At 70.6% G+C, this 17,523-nt stretch carries 13 protein-coding genes; 9 read left to right on the top strand and 4 right to left on the bottom strand.

Annotated elements, in window-relative coordinates; genetic code table 11:
• The first annotated feature begins 238 nt into the window (after positions 1 to 238).
• A complete protein-coding gene (locus AU195_RS04090; protein WP_059157787.1) occupies positions 239 to 2,074 on the top strand; it encodes an acyl-CoA dehydrogenase in 1,836 nt (611 codons plus the stop codon).
• Positions 2,075 to 2,489: 415 nt separating this feature from the next.
• On the opposite strand, the gene AU195_RS04095 is transcribed toward AU195_RS04090, so the two are convergent.
• Entirely contained in the window at positions 2,490 to 3,791 is a 1,302-nt protein-coding gene (locus tag AU195_RS04095) for an acetyl-CoA C-acetyltransferase (protein WP_059157788.1), read from the bottom strand.
• Between the two features lie 110 nt (positions 3,792 to 3,901).
• On the opposite strand from AU195_RS04095, the gene AU195_RS04100 reads away from it, so the two are divergent.
• From AU195_RS04100 to AU195_RS04115, 4 genes are all read left to right on the top strand, one after another.
• The gene (locus tag AU195_RS04100; protein ID WP_059157789.1) at positions 3,902 to 5,263 is read left to right on the top strand and encodes a 3-oxoacyl-ACP reductase; all 1,362 of its coding nucleotides are present in this window, start codon (positions 3,902 to 3,904) and stop codon (positions 5,261 to 5,263) included.
• A 1-nt stretch (position 5,264) separates the two neighbouring features.
• Positions 5,265 to 6,110, top strand: coding sequence for a MaoC family dehydratase (locus AU195_RS04105; protein ID WP_059157790.1), 846 nt, complete (start codon positions 5,265 to 5,267; stop codon positions 6,108 to 6,110).
• 86 nt (positions 6,111 to 6,196) lie between these two features.
• Positions 6,197 to 6,595: a hypothetical protein gene (locus AU195_RS04110; protein WP_059157791.1), complete on the top strand. Its 399-nt coding sequence runs from the start codon at positions 6,197 to 6,199 to the stop codon at positions 6,593 to 6,595.
• Positions 6,596 to 6,645: 50 nt separating this feature from the next.
• On the top strand, positions 6,646 to 7,734 hold the full coding sequence (locus AU195_RS04115) for a methyltransferase (protein ID WP_059157792.1): 1,089 nt from the start codon (positions 6,646 to 6,648) through the stop codon (positions 7,732 to 7,734).
• Here AU195_RS04115 and AU195_RS04120 read toward each other — a convergent pair.
• The gene (locus tag AU195_RS04120) at positions 7,731 to 8,387 is read right to left on the bottom strand and encodes a TetR/AcrR family transcriptional regulator (RefSeq protein ID WP_059157793.1); all 657 of its coding nucleotides are present in this window, start codon (positions 8,385 to 8,387) and stop codon (positions 7,731 to 7,733) included. The genes AU195_RS04115 and AU195_RS04120 overlap by 4 nt on opposite strands.
• 97 nt (positions 8,388 to 8,484) lie before the next feature.
• Here AU195_RS04120 and AU195_RS04125 point away from each other — a divergent pair, with 97 nt between their 5' ends.
• Complete coding sequence (locus tag AU195_RS04125; protein ID WP_059157794.1) at positions 8,485 to 9,654, top strand: amidohydrolase family protein; 1,170 nt, start codon at positions 8,485 to 8,487, stop codon at positions 9,652 to 9,654.
• Positions 9,655 to 9,660: 6 nt separating this feature from the next.
• On the opposite strand, the gene AU195_RS04130 is transcribed toward AU195_RS04125, so the two are convergent.
• Positions 9,661 to 10,854, bottom strand: coding sequence for a glycoside hydrolase family 3 N-terminal domain-containing protein (locus tag AU195_RS04130; protein WP_172800467.1), 1,194 nt, complete (start codon positions 10,852 to 10,854; stop codon positions 9,661 to 9,663).
• Positions 10,855 to 10,942: 88 nt separating this feature from the next.
• Here AU195_RS04130 and AU195_RS04135 point away from each other — a divergent pair, with 88 nt between their 5' ends.
• From AU195_RS04135 to AU195_RS04140, 3 genes are all read left to right on the top strand, one after another.
• Positions 10,943 to 11,437 carry a universal stress protein gene (locus AU195_RS04135; RefSeq protein ID WP_059157796.1) on the top strand — a complete coding sequence of 165 codons (495 nt, stop codon included), beginning with the start codon at positions 10,943 to 10,945 and terminating at the stop codon, positions 11,435 to 11,437.
• Positions 11,438 to 11,462: 25 nt separating this feature from the next.
• Positions 11,463 to 11,636 carry a DUF2613 domain-containing protein gene (locus AU195_RS25045; RefSeq protein ID WP_011557654.1) on the top strand — a complete coding sequence of 58 codons (174 nt, stop codon included), beginning with the start codon at positions 11,463 to 11,465 and terminating at the stop codon, positions 11,634 to 11,636.
• A 64-nt stretch (positions 11,637 to 11,700) separates the two neighbouring features.
• Positions 11,701 to 15,870, top strand: coding sequence for an alpha-(1->3)-arabinofuranosyltransferase domain-containing protein (locus AU195_RS04140; protein ID WP_216636374.1), 4,170 nt, complete (start codon positions 11,701 to 11,703; stop codon positions 15,868 to 15,870).
• Here AU195_RS04140 and AU195_RS04145 read toward each other — a convergent pair.
• On the bottom strand, positions 15,845 to 17,446 hold the full coding sequence (locus AU195_RS04145) for an MFS transporter (RefSeq protein ID WP_059157797.1): 1,602 nt from the start codon (positions 17,444 to 17,446) through the stop codon (positions 15,845 to 15,847). The two genes, AU195_RS04140 and AU195_RS04145, sit on opposite strands and share 26 nt — an antisense overlap.
• Between the last annotated feature and the right edge of the window lie 77 nt (positions 17,447 to 17,523).

Here is a 17,523-nt window from a genome sequence, read left to right on the forward strand (position 1 = left end):
GGGTCCGTCCTGATCACCTCTGCGTGATGAGCATCACATTCGGAGGAAAGGCCAGCTCAACAGGGAAATCGGGGGCGGAGGCCGACCTCGGCCAACCGCCCGGTTGATTAGGCGGTGGAAATTGCTCGTCCCCGCTTTGCGTTGAAGTTACCGAGCGGTATAGTCGGGCGCAGTTACTGGTGGGTAACTTAGCCCGAAGTACCCAACCGCAGGTGGCATTTCTCATCGAGGAGGCATTGTGAGCCACTACAAGAGCAACGTCCGTGACCAGGTGTTCAACCTGTTCGAGGTACTCGGCGTCGACAAGGCCATGGGCCAGGGCGACTACGCCGATCTGGATGCCGACACCGCCCGCGAGATGCTCGACGAGATGGCGCGCCTCGCGGAGGGTCCGATCGCCGAGTCGTTCTACGAGGGCGACCGCAATCCGCCGGTGTTCGACCCGAAGACGCACTCGGTGAAGCTGCCCGAGGCGTTCAAGAAGTCGATGCGCGCCCTGTTCGACGCCGGCTGGGACAAGGCCGGTATGCCCGAGGAGCTCGGCGGCATGCCGATGCCTCGCGCACTGCAGTGGGCCCTGATCGAGCACGTGCTCGGCGCCAACCCGGCCGCGTACATGTACGCCATGGGTGGCGGGATGGCCCACATCCTGCACAACATCGGCACCGAAGAGCAGAAGAAGTGGGCCGTGCTCGCCGCGGAGCGCGGCTGGGGCGCCACCATGGTGCTGACCGAGCCGGATGCCGGCTCCGACGTCGGCGCCGGCCGCACCAAGGCCGTCAAGCAGGAGGACGGCTCCTGGCACATCGACGGCGTCAAGCGGTTCATCACCTCGGCCGATTCCGACGACCTGTTCGAGAACATCTTCCACCTGGTGCTGGCCCGCCCCGAGGGTGCAGGCCCGGGTACCAAGGGGCTGTCGCTGTTCTTCGTGCCGAAGTTCCTCGTGGACTTCGAGACCGGTGAGCTGGGTGAGCGCAACGGCGCCTTCGTCACCAACGTCGAGCACAAGATGGGCCTGAAGGTCTCGGCCACCTGTGAGCTCTCGCTGGGCCAGCACGGCGTGCCCGCCAAGGGCTGGCTGGTCGGCGAGGTGCACAACGGCATCGCGCAGATGTTCGACGTCATCGAGCAGGCCCGCATGATGGTGGGCACCAAGGCCATCGCCACCCTGTCGACCGGCTACCTCAACGCGCTCGAGTACGCCAAGAGCCGCGTGCAGGGGGCCGACATGACCCAGATGACCGACAAGACCGCGCCGCGCGTGACCATCACGCACCACCCGGACGTGCGCCGGTCGCTGATGACCCAGAAGGCCTACGCCGAGGGTCTGCGCGCGCTGTACCTCTACACCGCCACCTTCCAGGACTCGGCGGTCGCCAAGGCCGTGCACGACGTCGACGCCGACACAGCGGTCCGCGTCAACGACCTGATGCTGCCGATCGTCAAGGGTGTGGGCTCCGAGCAGGCGTACGCCAAGCTCACCGAGAGCCTGCAGACCTTCGGTGGCTCGGGCTTCCTGCAGGACTACCCGATCGAGCAGTACATCCGCGACGCGAAGATCGACTCGCTGTACGAGGGCACCACCGCGATCCAGGCGCAGGACTTCTTCTTCCGCAAGATCGTGCGGGACAAGGGCCAGGCGCTGGCGTACGTCGCGGGGCAGATCGAGCACTTCGTCAAGAGCGAGTCGGGCAACGGCCGGCTCAAGGCCGAGCGTGCGCTGCTGGCGACCGCGCTGGAGGATGTCCAGGCGATGGCGGCCTCGCTCACCGGCTACCTGATGGCGGCGCAGGAGAACCCGGCCGAGCTCTACAAGGTCGGCCTCGGCTCGGTGCGCTTCCTGATGAGCGTCGGCGATCTGGTCATCGGCTGGCTGCTGCAGCAGCAGGCCGCGGTGGCGATCGGCGCGCTCGACGAGGGCGCCGCCGGTGACGACCGCGCCTTCTACGAGGGCAAGGTCGCGGTGGCGTCGTTCTTCGCGAAGAACTTCCTGCCGCTGCTGACCAGCACCCGCCAGGTCGTCGAGAACCTCGACGGCGAGATCATGGAGCTCGACGAAGCCGCGTTCTGATCCCTTTCACGCAGAAGGCCCTCGCCACGGCGAGGGCCTTTTGTGTGTCGTGAGGGCGCGAGCAGACACGAACTCACGTGGATACCCCGCGTACGACGCGATTCTGCGTCTGCTCGCGAGGGAGAAAAAGAGGGCGGGTCCGGGAGGACAATGGGGGCGTCTTCACTGTGTCTCGCGCCGCCGGTTCTTCACCCCTGCACCGGCTATTTGGATCAGTCACTCCCGAACCCGTCGTGCGATCGATCGTACGCCTCGGATTCCCCTCTGACCAGAGGTGTGAGTGGTCGACCGCAAGAAAGTGGCCCCGTGTTGCCGTCGGGTCGGGGGGTCAGACGGCAACACGGAGCTACCAGGTGTATCGACGCGGCGCCGCAGGGCGTTACACGGTTCCGCAGAACTTTTTCGCGGCCGTTCGTCAGGCCTCGAGGATGGCCGCCACGCCCTGCCCACCCGCGGCGCAGATGGAGATGAGCCCGCGGACCGGCTGACCGGTCTGCTTCTTCTTCTCGGCCAGCTGCTTGGCCAGTTGCGCCACGATGCGGCCGCCGGTCGCGGCGAACGGGTGCCCGGCGGCGATCGAGGAACCGTTGACATTGAGCTTCGACCGGTCGATCGAACCCAGTGCCTTATCCAGGCCGAGGCGCTCCTTGCAGTACTCCTCGGACTCCCACGCCTGCAGGTGCGCCAGCACCACCGACGCGAACGCCTCGTGGATCTCGTAGAAGTCGAAGTCCTGCAACGTCAGGCCGTTGCGGGCGAGCAGCCGCGGAACCGCGTAGGTGGGCGCCATCAGCAGGCCGTCGCGGCCGTTGACGTAGTCCACCGCCGCGGTCTCACCGTCGACGAAGTAGGCGAGCGGTTCGATCGAGTGCTGCTGCGCCCATTCCTCGCTGGCCAGCAGCGCGACCGACGCGCCGTCGGTCAGGGGGGTGGAGTTGCCCGCGGTCATCGTGGCGTCGCCGTGGCGGACACCGAACACCGGCTTGAGCTTGGCCAGCTTCTCGGCCGACGAGTCCGCACGCAGGTTGTTGTCGCGGTAGACGCCGAGGAACGGCGTGACGAGGTCGTCGAAGAAGCCCCGGTCGTAGGCGGCCGCCATGTTGCGGTGGCTGGCCGCGGCCAGCTCGTCCTGGTCGACGCGCTTGACGCCCATCTCCTTGGCGGTGATGGCGGCGTGCTCACCCATCGACATGCCGGTGCGCGGTTCGCTGTTGACGGGGATCTCGATGCCGACGGTGGCGGGCAGCTTTCCGACGAGCTTGAGGCGGTCGACGTTGGACTTGGCGCGGCGCAGGCCGAGCAGCGTCTTGCGCAGGTCGTCGCCGAAGGCGATCGGGGCGTCCGAGGTGGTGTCGACGCCGCCGGCGGCCGCGGCCTCGTAGCGTCCGGCGGCGATGCCGTCGGCCGCGGCGATGGTGGCCTGCAGACCGGTGCCGCAGGCCTGTTGGATGTCGAACGCGGGGGTAGAGGACGACAACGCACTGCCGAGTACGCATTCCCGCATGAGGTTGAAGTCGCGGCTGTGCTTGAGCACCGCGCCGCCGATGACCGCGCCGAGTTTCTCGCCCTGCAGGCCGTACCGCTCGATGAGCCCGCCCAGGGCCGCGGTGAACATGTCCTGGTTGGACGCGTTCGCATATGCGCCGTCGGAACGGGCGAACGGTATCCGGTTGCCGCCGAGGACGGCGACCCGCCGCATGCTTCTGCTGTCAGCCACGTTTGCCTCCACTGTCGTTCCGGTTATCTAATCCCCGATATTACCCACCGTTCTTACTCTGGAGTAAGTTCAGGGTGGGACCTCCACTCCGCAGACGAAAGGCAGCTGAAGTGGCCTCCGACATCTATACCCAAATTGTCCACTCGGGCCCGGGTTCGTTTCTGGCCAAACAACTGGGAATCCCCCAGCCCGAGACGCTGCGCCGGTACAAGCCGGGCGAACCGCCGCTGCCCGGTGCGCTGCTGATCGCGGGCGAGGGCCGTGTGGTCGAACCCCTGCGCGCGGCGCTGGCCGAGGACTACGACGTCGTCGCCAACAACATCGGCGGCAAGTGGGCCGACGCGTTCGGCGGTCTGGTGTACGACGCCACCGGCATCACCGAACCCGAGGGGCTCAAGGGACTCTTCGAGTTCTTCACGCCGCTGCTGCGCAACCTGACGCCGAACGCGCGCCTGGTCGTCATCGGCACCGACCCCGACGAGGCGGGCAGCCCGCACGAACAGATCGTGCAGCGCGCGCTGGAGGGCTTCACCCGCTCGCTGGCCAAGGAACTGCGGCGCGGGGCGACGGCGTCGCTGGTGTACGTGTCCCCGCAGGCCAAGACCGCCGCGACCGGCCTGGAGTCGACGATGCGGTTCATCCTGTCCGGCAAGTCGGCCTACGTCGACGGTCAGGTGTACCGGGTCGGCCCCGACGACGCCGCCCCGCCGGCGGACTGGGACAAGCCGCTGGCGGGCAAGGTCGCCGTGGTGACCGGTGCCGCCCGCGGCATCGGCGCCACCATCGCCGAGGTGTTCGCCCGCGACGGCGCCGCGGTCGTGGCCGTGGACATGAAAGCTCCAGAGGGTGCCACGGATGAACTGGCCAAGGTCGCCGAGAAGGTCGGCGGCACCGCGCTGACCCTCGACGTCACCGCCCCCGACGCCGTCGACAAGATCGCCGAACACGTCCGCGCCCACCACGGCGGCAAACTCGACATCCTCGTCAACAACGCCGGCATCACCCGCGACAAGCTGCTGGCCAACATGGACGAGGGCCGCTGGGACTCGGTGATCGCCGTCAACCTGCTGGCACCGCTGCGGCTCACCGAAGGCCTGGTGGACAGCGGGGTGCTCAGCGAGGGCGGCCGGGTGGTCGGCCTGTCGTCGATGGCCGGTATCGCCGGTAACCGCGGGCAGACCAACTACGCCACCACCAAGGCCGGGATGATCGGCCTCACCGACGCGCTGGCCGAGAAGCTCCATGACAAGGGCATCACGATCAACGCCGTCGCACCCGGGTTCATCGAGACGAAGATGACCGAGGCGATCCCGTTCGCCACCCGTGAGGTGGGCCGCCGGCTCAACTCCCTGTACCAGGGCGGCCAACCGGTCGACGTCGCCGAGACCATCGCCTACTTCGCCAACCCGGCGTCGAATGCGGTGACCGGCAACACGATCCGGGTGTGCGGTCAAGCCATGTTGGGAGCCTGACGTGAGTGCACAACCGAGCGGAGCGCGGAACCTGTTGCGGGCGGCAGCGGGTGCGCTGCCGTTCGTCCCACGGGGGGAATCGCTGCCCGAGCGCACACTGACCGTCGACGAGTTGTCGATCGACCCGGCGAACGTCGCCGCGTACGCCGACGTGACAGGTCTGCGGTTCGGCGACACCGTACCGCTGACCTACCCGTTCGCGTTGACCTTCCCGACCGTGATGGCGCTGGTGACCGGGTTCGACTTCCCGTTCGCGGCAATGGGTTCGGTGCACATCGAGAACCACATCACCCAGCACCGGCCGATCTCGGTCAGCGACACGGTGTCCGCTGCCGTGCACGCCGAGAACCTGCGTGAGCACCGTCGCGGACTGCTGGTCGACGTGGTGACCGACCTGAAGGTCGGCAACGAGCTGGGCTGGCATCAGGTGACGACGTTCCTGCACCAGCAGCGGACCAGCCTGTCGGACGAGCCCAAGCCGCCGCCGCAGAAGCAGCCCAGGCTCGGCCCGCCGAACGCGCTGCTGAACATCAGCGCCGGCCAGATCCGGCATTACGCGTCCGTCAGCGGCGACCACAACCCGATCCACACCAACCCCGTCGCGGCCAAGCTGTTCGGCTTCCCGACGGTGATCGCCCACGGAATGTTCTCGGCGGCAGCGGTATTGGCCAACATCGAGGGACAGCTGCCCGGGGCGGTGCAGTACTCGGTGCGCTTCGGCAAACCCGTCGTGCTGCCCGCCAAGGCAGGGCTCTACGTCGAACGCGCCGCCGACGGCGGCTGGGACCTCACCCTGCGGAACAAGAAGGGTGAACCCCACCTGACGGGCACCGTGCGCGCGCTGTAGTCCGCGAGACCGCTGGGAGATCGCGGATCGGCGAGATTTCGCGATCTCCCAGCAGTGCCGGCGGGGGCCGCCCTACCATTTCAGGCATGATCCGGGCCTGCCTGGTTCTCTCGGCCGCCGCGACCCTGACCGTCGCCGGCGCCGCCGTCGCGCACGCCCAGCCCGTGCCACCGTGCACCTACACCCTGTCCACCCCGGTGGTGGTGGACAACGCAGGCGCCGCCGCGGTTACCGCCACCGTGGCGCCGGCCGAGTGCGACTGGCCCGCCGAACCGGGGTTCAGCGTGGCATGTCTGCAGCTCAGCGGCACGGCGTCGCCGACCACCTGCATGCAGGCGCGCGGCCGCGACAACGCGCAGGTCCTCTTCGCGCCGTACGTCCCGGGCAGCAGTTACACCGCGACGGGCAGGGGCTGCGGCAAGTGGGTCGGGCAGCCGCCCGCACACCTGTGCCAACAACTCGGTCCCGTCTCCGCGACCCTCTGATCCGTGCGAACAGGACGCGACGGCGCACCGGAGCGTCGTACAGTGCTGCCGTGACCACGCCCAAGGTGCCGCCGGTCCGCCTGGCCCGCGCCGTCGAACGGTTGCGCCACGTCCTCGACCGCCTGCGCCAACGCAGCGCGCCGCCGTCGGCGGTGATGTTGGAGAAGATCCTCGGCGCGTGGGTCGCCCAGGGCATCACGGTGGCGGCCGACCTGAAGGTGGCCGACGCGTTGGCCGACGGGCCGTTGACCATCGACGAACTCGCCCGGCGCGTCGGCGCGGATCCCGACGCACTGGCCCGGTTGATGCGGGCGTTGATCGGAGAGGGCATCTTCGCCCAGCGCAAGGACGGCCGCTACCGGCTCAACGCACTCGGCACGGCCCTGCGCACCGACTCGGCGATGTCCGTGGCCGGTATGGCGCGCATGGTCGGACACCCAGCCCACCGGGAGCACTGGAGCCAGTTGCTCAACGCGGTGCGCACCGGTGAAGCGACCATCCCGAAGCTGCGGGGCATGTCGGGGTTCGAATACCTGGCCGAGAACCAGGAACTGGGCGACATCTTCAACCAGGCGATGACCAACCTCTCCGAAGCGGCCGTGGTGCCGTTGACCGCCGCCTACGACTTCGGACGGTTCACCACGATCGTCGACGTCGGCGGCGGCCACGGCAGGTTCCTCTCGGCGATCCTGGCGGCCACCCCGTCGGCGCGCGGTGTGCTCTACGACCTGCCCCAGGTGGTCGATGGCGCCCCCGAACTGCTCCGCGCCCACGGTGTGGCCGACCGGGTCGAGATCGTCGGCGGATCGTTCTTCGACAGCGTGCCCGCCGGCGCCGACGCCTACGTCGCCAAGAACGTGATCCACGACTGGCCGGACGCCGACGCGCTCACCATCCTGCGCAACATCCGCGCCGCCGCGGACGTCGGCACCACACTGCTGCTGGCGGAGTTCGTCATCCCCGAGCATCACCGCGCGTTCGTCGGCAACTGGACGGACATGGAGATGCTGATGGCGACCGCCGCCCGGGAACGCACCGAGGCGGAATACCGAAAGCTCTACCGGGACGCGGGTTTCCGGCTGACCCGGGTGGTGCCAACCGTCGGCCCGATCAGCCTGATCGAGGGCACCGCGGTCTAGTTCGACGCGACGGCGGTGTTGGTCATCCCCGGATCGCTGCGCTCGTGCCCGCCGTCCTTGTCGGACGGGGTGCCCTTCAGACCGCGCCAGAACAGGTTGATCATCAGCTCGGCGGCCTCGTCGACGTCCGCGTCGCCGGTGCTGACCCGGGTCGCGATCGCCTCGCCCGCGCCGACCAGCGCGACCGCCATCATCTCGAAATCGGTGTCCGGCTCCGGGTGGCGGGTCCCTTCCCGCAGCAGCCGGCTGACCAGGTCGATGATCCGTTCGCGACCCTCGCGCACGGTGTGGGCGAAGGCCTGCGAACTGGTCGCCTGGGTGTAAAGCACCATCCACGACGCGCGGTTGGTGTCGATGTAGGTCAAGAAGGACAGCACCGCGTTGCGCAGCAGGTCGCGCGCACCCTGGCTGAAGTCGATCTTGCTGCGCACCTCGTCGACGAACCGGCTGAGCTCACGGTCCAGACACGCGCCGAAGAGTTCCTCCTTCGAGCCGTAGTACAGATACAGCATCGGCTTGGAGATCTGCGCCTCGGCGGCGATCGCGTCCATCGAGGTCTCGTGATAGCCGTTCACCGAGAACATCTGCACGGCCGCGTCGAGCATCTGCTGCTCGCGCACCGCGCGGGGCAAACGCTTCGTTCCACCGGCCATCGTTCGAGGATAAGCAATCGACGGCGCCGGGGCCGAGCCAGGACGACGCCGCTGCTGCACAATCGCCTGAGAAGCCGAGGTCGAGGGGGCGAATGCGATGCCGGTAGCGGCACCCACCGATGTGTTCGCCGGCGTCGGTCACCGGGTGCCGGACGCCCTGGCCCGACACCTGCACAACGTCGATCTGATCGATCACCACGTCCACGGCGCCTTCACCGTGGACCTCGACCGGGCCGGGTTCGAGGCCGCGCTCAACGAGGCGTCCACCGACACGGTCCCGGCGTTCATGTCGCAGTTCGACTCGCCGCTCGGGCTGGCCGTCCGCCGCTGGTGCGCTCCGGTGCTCGGCCTGAAGCCACTCGCCGGCGCCGACGAGTACTGGTCGCGGCGCGCCGAGCTGGGCCCCGATGAGCTCGCTGAACGCTTCCTGCGCGCGGCGGGTGTGGCGCGCTGGGTGGTCGACACCGGTTTTCGGGGCGACCAGATCACCACGCCCCCGGAGATGACGGCGCGAAGCGGTGTCGCGTCGTCGTCGATCCTGCGGTTGGAACGCCTGGCCGAGGACCTGCTCGAGGCGGGCACGTCGCCCGAGGACTACCCGGAGGCGTTCCGGGAAGCGCTCGACCACGCCGTGGCGGACCCGGACACCGTCGGGGCGAAGACCATCGCGGCCTACCGAACCGGCTTCGACATCGACTGGTCACGCCCGGCCGACGCCGACGTGGTCGAGTCAGCGGGCCGGCCCGGCCAGGGCCTTTCCCGCGTCGACGATCCGGTGCTGATCGCGTTCGGGGTGCACGAGGCGGCCGCGCACGGGCTGCCCATCCAGTTCCACGTCGGCTTCGGCGACCGCGATCTGGATCTGCACCGCACCGACCCGCTGCTGCTGTTACCGCTGCTGCGCACGATGACGCCCGTGCCGGTGCTGCTGCTGCACTGCTACCCGTTCCACCGGCAGGCCGGGTACCTCGCGCAGGCGTTCGACCACGTGCACTTCGACGTCGGGCTGGCGGTCAACTTCCTGGGCCCGCGGTCGGTGTCGCTGGTCGCCGAGGCGCTCGATACCGCGCCGTTCGCCAAACAGCTGTACTCGTCGGACGCGTTCGGGGCGCCGGAACTGCACCTGCTCGGCTCGCTGCTGTGGCGGCGGGCGATGGGTCTGGTGCTGGGCGACTGGATCCGCCGCGGCGACTGCACCGAAGCCGATGCGATCCGCATCGTCGACATGATCGGCGTGCGCAACGCCGAACGCGTGTACGGGCTGTAGGACCGCTCAGCCGCCGCAGCGCGGGTTCGGGCCCTTCATCGCCGCCACCCGCAGCACCGACTGGTCGACGCGCGGCATCGTCAGCTCACCGGCGGTCAGCGCCTGCTCGAGCCGGTCGAGCACCGCGGGCACCTCGGCCGTCGTCACCCACAGCGCCGTGTCGGCACCGGCCTGCAGGGCGCGCAGCGCCGCGTCGGCCACCCCGTAGCGGTCGGTGATCGCCCGCATGCTGGAGATGTCGTCGGTGAACACCGGGCCGTTGAAGCCCGGGCCGCCGTATCCGCCGGACCGCAGGAGTTGGTAGGCGGCCGGGCTGAGGCTCGCGGGATCGCTGCCGGTCAGCTCCGGCACCTCCATGTGCCCGACCATCACCCCGACCGGCGCCTGCGCGGTCAGCGTGCGGTACGGCACGAGGTCGGAGTTCTGGAGTTCGGACAGCGGCGGGGTGGTGACGCCCTGGGTGTGCGAGTCGCCGGAGGCGCTGCCGTGTCCCGGGAAGTGTTTGAGCACCGGCAGCACACCGGCGTCGCGCAGGCCACGGGCGTACGCCCCGGCGTACTCGGTGACCGTCGCCGCGTCGTCGCCGAAGGACCGGTCACCGATGGCGGCACTGGCCCCGGTGACGTCGACGACCGGTGCGAAGTCGATGGTCACGCCGAGTCCGCGCATCGCCCGGCCACGCTCGAGCGCGATCCCGTAGACCTGCTCGGGGGTCGAACTCTGCGCCAGCGCGCGCGCCGAGGGCTGGCTGCCGATCAGCGAGGCCAGCCGCGAGACCCGGCCACCCTCCTCGTCGACGCTGACGGCCAGCGGCAGCGGAGCCGCGGAGGCGGCGATCTCGGCCAGCGGGGCGCCCATCATCGACAGGTCCGTCCAACTGCCGATCATGATGCCGCCGATGCGATGGTTGTCGACCACCGCGCGGGCGTCGGCGGCGCTCGAGACCCCGACCATCAGCAGCTGGGCCAGCTTGTCCCGAGTCGACATCTCCGAGAGCAGCCCGGCGCCCTGAGCGCACGGCTGGGCGCCGGGCGCCAGCGGCACCGGGGCCTTCAGCGGTACGGCGGGTGCCGCGGATACGGGTGCGGCGGTGATCGCCGGATCGGGCGGCGCGGCCGCGGGTTCCTGCTTCGGCGACGAGCATGCGAGCAGCATCCCCGACGTCGCGACCAGTGCGCACAGTCCTCGGGTCCAAGCCATGGGCTCTGACACTAACGGCTCCGGCGGCGCGGGTCGATGCCATAGGGTCGAAGAGGGACATGGGGTCGAAGGGATTGTGAGGGGTGCGATGACCGCCGAAGCCGACGCCTCGGCCGCGGAAGTCGCCCCTGAGGTCATGGTGATCGCCTACGACGGCACCGACAACGCCCGCCGGGCCGTGCACTACGCCGGCCGGTTCCTGTCCGCGAACCGCGCAGTGGTGCTCACGGTGTGGTCGCCTGCGCACCGGGGCCCCGAACCGCCGCTGCTCGACCTCGACGGCCCGCCGGACCCGGCTCCCGACGACGACGAGGACATCGCCTACGCCGACGCCCAGCGCACCAACGGCGAGGGCATCGCGCTGGCGCGGGCCGCCGGCCTGACCGCCGAACCCCTGTGCGTGCCCGCGACCAGCACCGTCTGGAACACGATCATCGAGGCCGCGGACACGTTGGACGCCGACCTGATCGTCACCGGAACCCGCGGCACCACCGGTCTGCGTTCGCTGCTGCAGTCCAGCGTCGCCGATCGCGTACTGCGTCACGGGCACCGTCCGGTGCTCATCGTGCCCCCCGGCCGCTGAGCGCCCGCATGCTAGTTTTGGCGCCATGGATCGGTTCATCGTCCCCGCCGCGGCCAGCATCGTCGTCGGCCTGCTGCTCGGGGCGGCGGCCGTGTTCGGGGTGACGTTGATGGTGCAGGAGGACAGCAAGCCTCCGCTGCAGGCGGGCGATCCGGCGTCATCGGTGCTCAACAGGGTCGAGTACGGCGACAGAAGTTAGTTCCCCGGTCGCGGCTGACACGTCCGCAGCCGCGCACACCGCGCAGCCGCTGTCGCGGCGGTGGATGTGGGTGGCCGCGATCGCGGCGCTCGTCCTGACTTTCGCCCAGTCGCCCGGACAGATCTCCCCCGACACCAAACTCGACCTCACCGCGAATCCGCTGCGGTTCCTCGCGCGCGCGGCGAATCTGTGGAACAGCGATCTGCCGTTCGGCCAGGCGCAGAACCAGGCCTACGGCTACCTGTTCCCGCACGGCGCCTTCTTCCTCGCCGGCGACGTCCTCGGTCTGCCCGGGTGGGTGACGCAGCGGTTGTGGTGGGCGCTGCTGCTGACCGTCGGGTTCTGGGGTGTGGTGCGGGTCGCCGAGGCGCTCGGCCTCGGCAGCCCGGCATCGCGGGTCATCGGTGCGGTCGCCTATGCGCTGTCGCCCCGGGTGCTGACCACCCTGGGGGCACTGTCGTCGGAGACGCTGCCGATGATGCTGGCGCCGTGGGTGCTGCTGCCGGTGATCCTGGCGCTCCGGGGCCGGGGTTCCCCGCGCGTGCTGGCCGCCCGTTCGGCGGGGGCGATCGCGCTGATGGGCGCGGTCAACGCGGTCGCCACGCTGACCGGATGCCTGGCGGCGCTGCTGTGGTGGGCGTGTCACCGACCCAACCGGCGGTGGCTGCGGTTCACCGCATGGTGGTTCGGATGCGCGGCGCTCGCGGTGCTGTGGTGGGTGATCCCGCTGCTGCTGCTCGGCCGGATCAGCCCGCCGTTCCTCGATTTCATCGAATCCTCCGGCGTCACCACGCAGTGGATGTCGCTGACGGAGATGCTGCGCGGCACCGGCAGTTGGACACCGTTCGTGGCGCCCAGCGCGACGGCGGGGTCGACGCTGGTCACCGGCAGCCTCGCCGTGCTGGCGACGACGCTGGTGGCGGCCGCCGGGCTGGCCGGGTTGGCGCTGCGCTCGATGCCGGCCCGCGGCCGGCTGATCACCATGCTGCTCGTGGGGGTGGCGCTGCTCGCGGCGGGTTACTCCGGCGGGCTGGGCTCGCCGATCGCGTCGGCGGTGCAGGCGTTCCTCGACGGGGACGGCACTCCGCTGCGCAACCTGCAGAAGCTCGACCCGGTGCTGCGGTTGCCGCTGGCGCTGGGTGTGGTCCACCTGCTGGCCCGGATCCCGCTGCCCGGCAGCGCACCGCGGCCGGTGTGGCTGCACGCGTTCGCCCATCCCGAGCGCGACCGGCGGGTGGCGGTGGGCATCGTCGTCCTCGCCGCCCTCACCGCGGGCACGTCGCTGGCGTGGACGGGCCGGCTGACCGCTCCGGGTGCGTTCACCGCCATCCCCGACCACTGGCACGAGACCGCGCAGTGGCTGGACGCCAACAACACCGGTGAGCCCACCGCGGGACGGGTGCTGGTGGCGCCCGGAGCGCCGTTCGCCACCCAGGTGTGGGGCAGCAGCCACGACGAACCCCTGCAGGTCCTCGGCGAGAGCCCGTGGGGGGTGCGCGACTCCATCCCCCTCACCCCGCCGGAGACGATCCGCGCCCTCGACTCGGTGCAGCGCCTCTTCGCCGCCGGCCGGCCCTCCGCCGGGCTTGCCGACACCCTTGCGCGCCAGGGCATCTCGTATGTCGTGGTGCGCAACGACCTGGACCCCGAATCCTCCCGCTCGGCGCGTCCGGTCCTCGTGCACCGCGCCATCGACGGCTCCCCCGGCCTGACCCGCGTCGCGCAGTTCGGCGACCCCGTCGGTCCGGGCACCCTGGCAGGCTTCGTCTCCGACAGCGGGCTGCGGCCGCGGTATCCCGCCGTCGAGATCTACCGCGTGGACGCACAACGGAACCCGTCGTCCCCGTATCTGGTCGACGCCGACGCGATGGCGCGCGTCGACGGCGCACCCGAGGCGTTGCTGCGCCTCGACGAACGCCGCCGCCTGCTCGACCGGCCGCCGCTGGGGCCGATGTTGCTCACCGCGGACGCCGAACGCGCCGGCCTGCCCGCGCCGCTGGTGACCGTCACCGACACCCCGACGGCGCGCGAGACCGACTACGGCCGCGTCGACGACCACTCGTCGGCGATCCGCGCGCCCGACGATCCGCGCAACACCTTCAACCGGGTGCCCGACTATCCGTCCGAGGGCGCCGACCTCGTCTACGGCCGGTGGACGGGCGGCCGGCTGTCGGTGTCGAGTTCGGCGGCCGACTCGACCGCGCTGCCCAACGTCGCCCCGGCGACCGGTCCGACCGCGGCCATCGATGCCGACACGTCGACGAGCTGGGTGTCCAACGCGCTGCAGGCCGCGCTCGGACAGTGGCTGCGGGTCGACTTCGACAAACCCGTCACCAACGCCACCCTCACCGTCACACCCAGCGCCACCGCCGTCGGCGCGCAGGTGCGGCGGATGGAGGTCGCGACGGTCAACGGGACCAGCACACTGCGTTTCGAGGAGGCGGGCAAACCGCTGACGGTCGCGCTGCCCTACGGCGAGACCCCGTGGGTGCGGATCACCGCTACCGGCACCGATGACGGTTCGGCCGGGGTGCAGTTCGGCATCACCGACCTGTCGGTCACCCAGTACGACGCCAACGGTTTCGCCACCCCGATCCAGTTGCGGCACACGGTCGCGGTGCCCGGCCCGCCGGCCGGTTCCACCGTCGGGCTGTGGGACCTCGGCTCCGAACTGCTGGGCCGGCCGGGCTGCGTGGACAGCCCGGACGGCGTCAAGTGCGCGGCCGCCATGGCCCTGTCGCCCGAGGAGCCGGTGAACCTGAGCCGGACGCTCACGGTGCCGGAACCGACGACCGTGCGGCCGACGGTGTGGGTGCGCGCCCGGCAGGGTCCGCGCCTGGCCGAACTGATCCGCGAACCGGGCACCACCGTGGTCGCCGGGGACGCGGACGCCCTCGACGTGCTCGGATCGTCCTACGCCGCAGGTGACGGCGACCCGCGCACCGCGTGGACCGCACCCCAGCGCGTCGTTCAGCACCGCACCCCGCCGACGTTGACCGTGACGCTGCCGGCCCCGGCCGAAGTCGCCGCCCTGCGGATCACGCCCAGCACCACGGAGCCGCCCGCCCACCCGAGGATGGTGGCCGTCGACCTCGGCAACGGCCCGCAGACGCGCCGGCTCTCCGGTGACGGCGGCGCGCAGACGATCGAGCTGGCACCGCACCGCACCGACACCATCGCGGTCTCGCTGCTGGACTGGAACGACATCATCGACCGCACCTCGCTGGGCTTCGACCAGCTCAAACCACCCGGCCTGGCCGAGGTGACCGCCCTGGACCGGCGCGGCAACCCGATCGGAGCCGCCGACGCGGGGAAGAACCGCGCCCGCACCGTCGACGTGCCGTGCGGGGAGGGGCCGATCATCGGTGTCGCCGGTCAGTTCGTGCCGACCGCGGTCACCACCACCGTCGGCGCGCTGCTCGACGGGGAACCGGTACCCGCCCGGCCCTGCCGCGACGGACCGATCGACCTGCCGGCGGGTGAGCAGGAGCTCCTGGTCAGTCCCGGCGCCACCTTCGTCGTCGACGGGGTGCAGCTGGCCGCCCCGACGGCCCGCGACATCACCCCGGCGCCGACGACCCCGGCCGACACCGGCGCGTGGGGTGCGGACCGCCGCGAGGTGTCGGTGACCTCCGCGCAGCGCGACCGCGTGCTGGTGGTCCCGGAGAGCGTCAACCCGGGCTGGCAGGCGCGCGGTCCGGACGGTGGCGTGCTGACGCCCGTCGTCGTCAACGGCTGGCAGCAGGGCTGGGTGGTGCCCGCGGACTACGCGGGCGTCATCGCGATGTCGTTCGGCTCGAACACGCTCTACCGGGCCGGACTGATCGGCGGTCTGGCGCTGCTGCCGGTGCTCGCGCTGCTGGCCTGGCTGCCTGTGCGGCGTCGTCGGGACGACGAGCCAGCGCGGCCGTGGCGGGTCCCCGCGGCGGCGGCCGCGGTGGGCGCCCTGGCGGTGGGGGCGGTGATCTCCGGGTGGGCCGGCGTGATGGTCGTCGGCGGTGCGCTGGCGGCGGGCCACCTGCTGCGCGGTCGGGAGCGGTTACGCGACCGGCTCACGCTCGGCGTCGCAGCGGGCGGTCTGACCCTGGCCGGCGCCGTGTTGTCGCAACATCCGTGGCGGTCGGTGGACGGCTATGTCGGGCATTCGGCGGGGGTGCAGTTGCTGGCCCTGCTGTCGGTGGCGGCGCTGGCCGCCTCGGCGGTGCCGTTCAGCGTTCGGTCCGCACCGCGATGAAATGCCGCAGCGTCGACTCGCCGTGGACGTACTGCGCGATCTCCTGCTCGAGGGCGTAGTCCAGCCCGGTCTGCCGGACCAGGTGCTGGCGCAGGTGTTCGTCCCAGCTGCGCACGACGAAGAGCTCGACGAACGTGTCGGCGGACTCACCGCTGCGGAAGATCCCCCACTGCATCGCACCGGTCCGCTGCCGCGAGCGGCGCACCCGCTGCATCGACGAGAGGAAGCCCGCCTCGTCCTCGGGCGACACCAGATAGGACTGCAGCACCACGACCGGTCCGTCCTGCGGGTCCGGCTCGAACACCAACGCCGGTTCGCCCCAGTGCGCCGACGGCGTGACGTCGAGGGTTCCGGTACCCGCGTGCAGCGGCCACCACAGCACCGACACCGCACAGCCGACCAGCAACGCGGCGCTGATCAGCAACGCCGTCACCCCACTCGTCGCGCCGGCCACCAGCCCCCACACCAGCGATCCGATCGCCTGACCGCCCATGAACACCAGCTGATAGACCGAGAGCCCACGCGCCCGCACCCAGGCGGGCAGGCTCAACTGCATCGAGGCGTTCAGCGTCGACAGCGTCAGCAGCCACGACAGGCCGCCGAGCACCAGCGCGGCCAGCACGACGGCCAGCACGTGAACCGTGGCCAGCACCGCGGTCGCCGCGGCGAAACCGAGGGCGGCCGCGGTCAGCAGCTGGTTGTACCCGAACAGCGCCTGCAGGCGCGACAGCACCAGCGCGCCCAGCACCGCCCCGACACCCAGCGCGCCGAGCAGCAGCCCGTACCCCGACGACGACAGGTTCAGCTGATTCGCGGCGATCACCGCGAGCAGACCCCACAGCGCGCTGGCCGGCGCGATGAACAGCACGGTGCGCAGCAGGATCCGCCGGATCACCGGTGAGCTGCGGATGAACCGTCCACCCGCGCTCAGCGCCGACAGTGGGCGCTCGACGGGCATCATCGACTCGCTCGCCGGCCGCCGCCAGGCGAGCAGCACCATGACGATGCCGATAAACGACAGCGCGTTGAGCGCGAACACCGTCGTCGGCCCCGACACGGACACCAGGACGCCCGCGATCGCGGGGCCTATCGCCCTGGCACCGTTCATGCTCATGCTGGTCAGCGCCGCTGCGGCCGGGATCTGTTCGCGCGGAACCAGTTCCGGTTGGATGGCCTGCCACGCCGGGGCGGTCAGCGCCTGCCCGCAGCCGATCAGGAAGAGCAGGAGCAGCAGCACCGTCGGCGTCGCGAGCCCGAACCCGCTCAACGTGGCGAGCGCGGCCACCCCTGAGGCCATCGCACCCTGGGTGGCGATCAGCAACCTGCGCCGGTCGATCAGATCGGCGAGCACCCCGGACGGCAGCGCCAGCAGCATGACCGGCAGCGTCGTCGCCGTCTGCACGAGCGGCACCAGCACCGCGGCGCCGGGGTCTCCCACGAGCATCCACTGTGCACCCACTGTCTGCATCCAGGTGCCGAGGTTCGAGACGAACTGCGCGATCCACAGCGCCCGGTAGACCGGTGACGCCAGCGGCGCCCACGAGGACACCACAGGTCGTGGTTGCGGTGTGGCCATGCGGTGTTCCTCCCTGAGGTCGGTACCGGGTACCCACTGCGGCGGCCGGTGCGAGGCCGCATCGCGCCCGATCCCAT

Source organism: Mycobacterium sp. IS-1496 (assembly GCF_001499995.1).
GTDB lineage: Bacteria > Actinomycetota > Actinomycetes > Mycobacteriales > Mycobacteriaceae > Mycobacterium.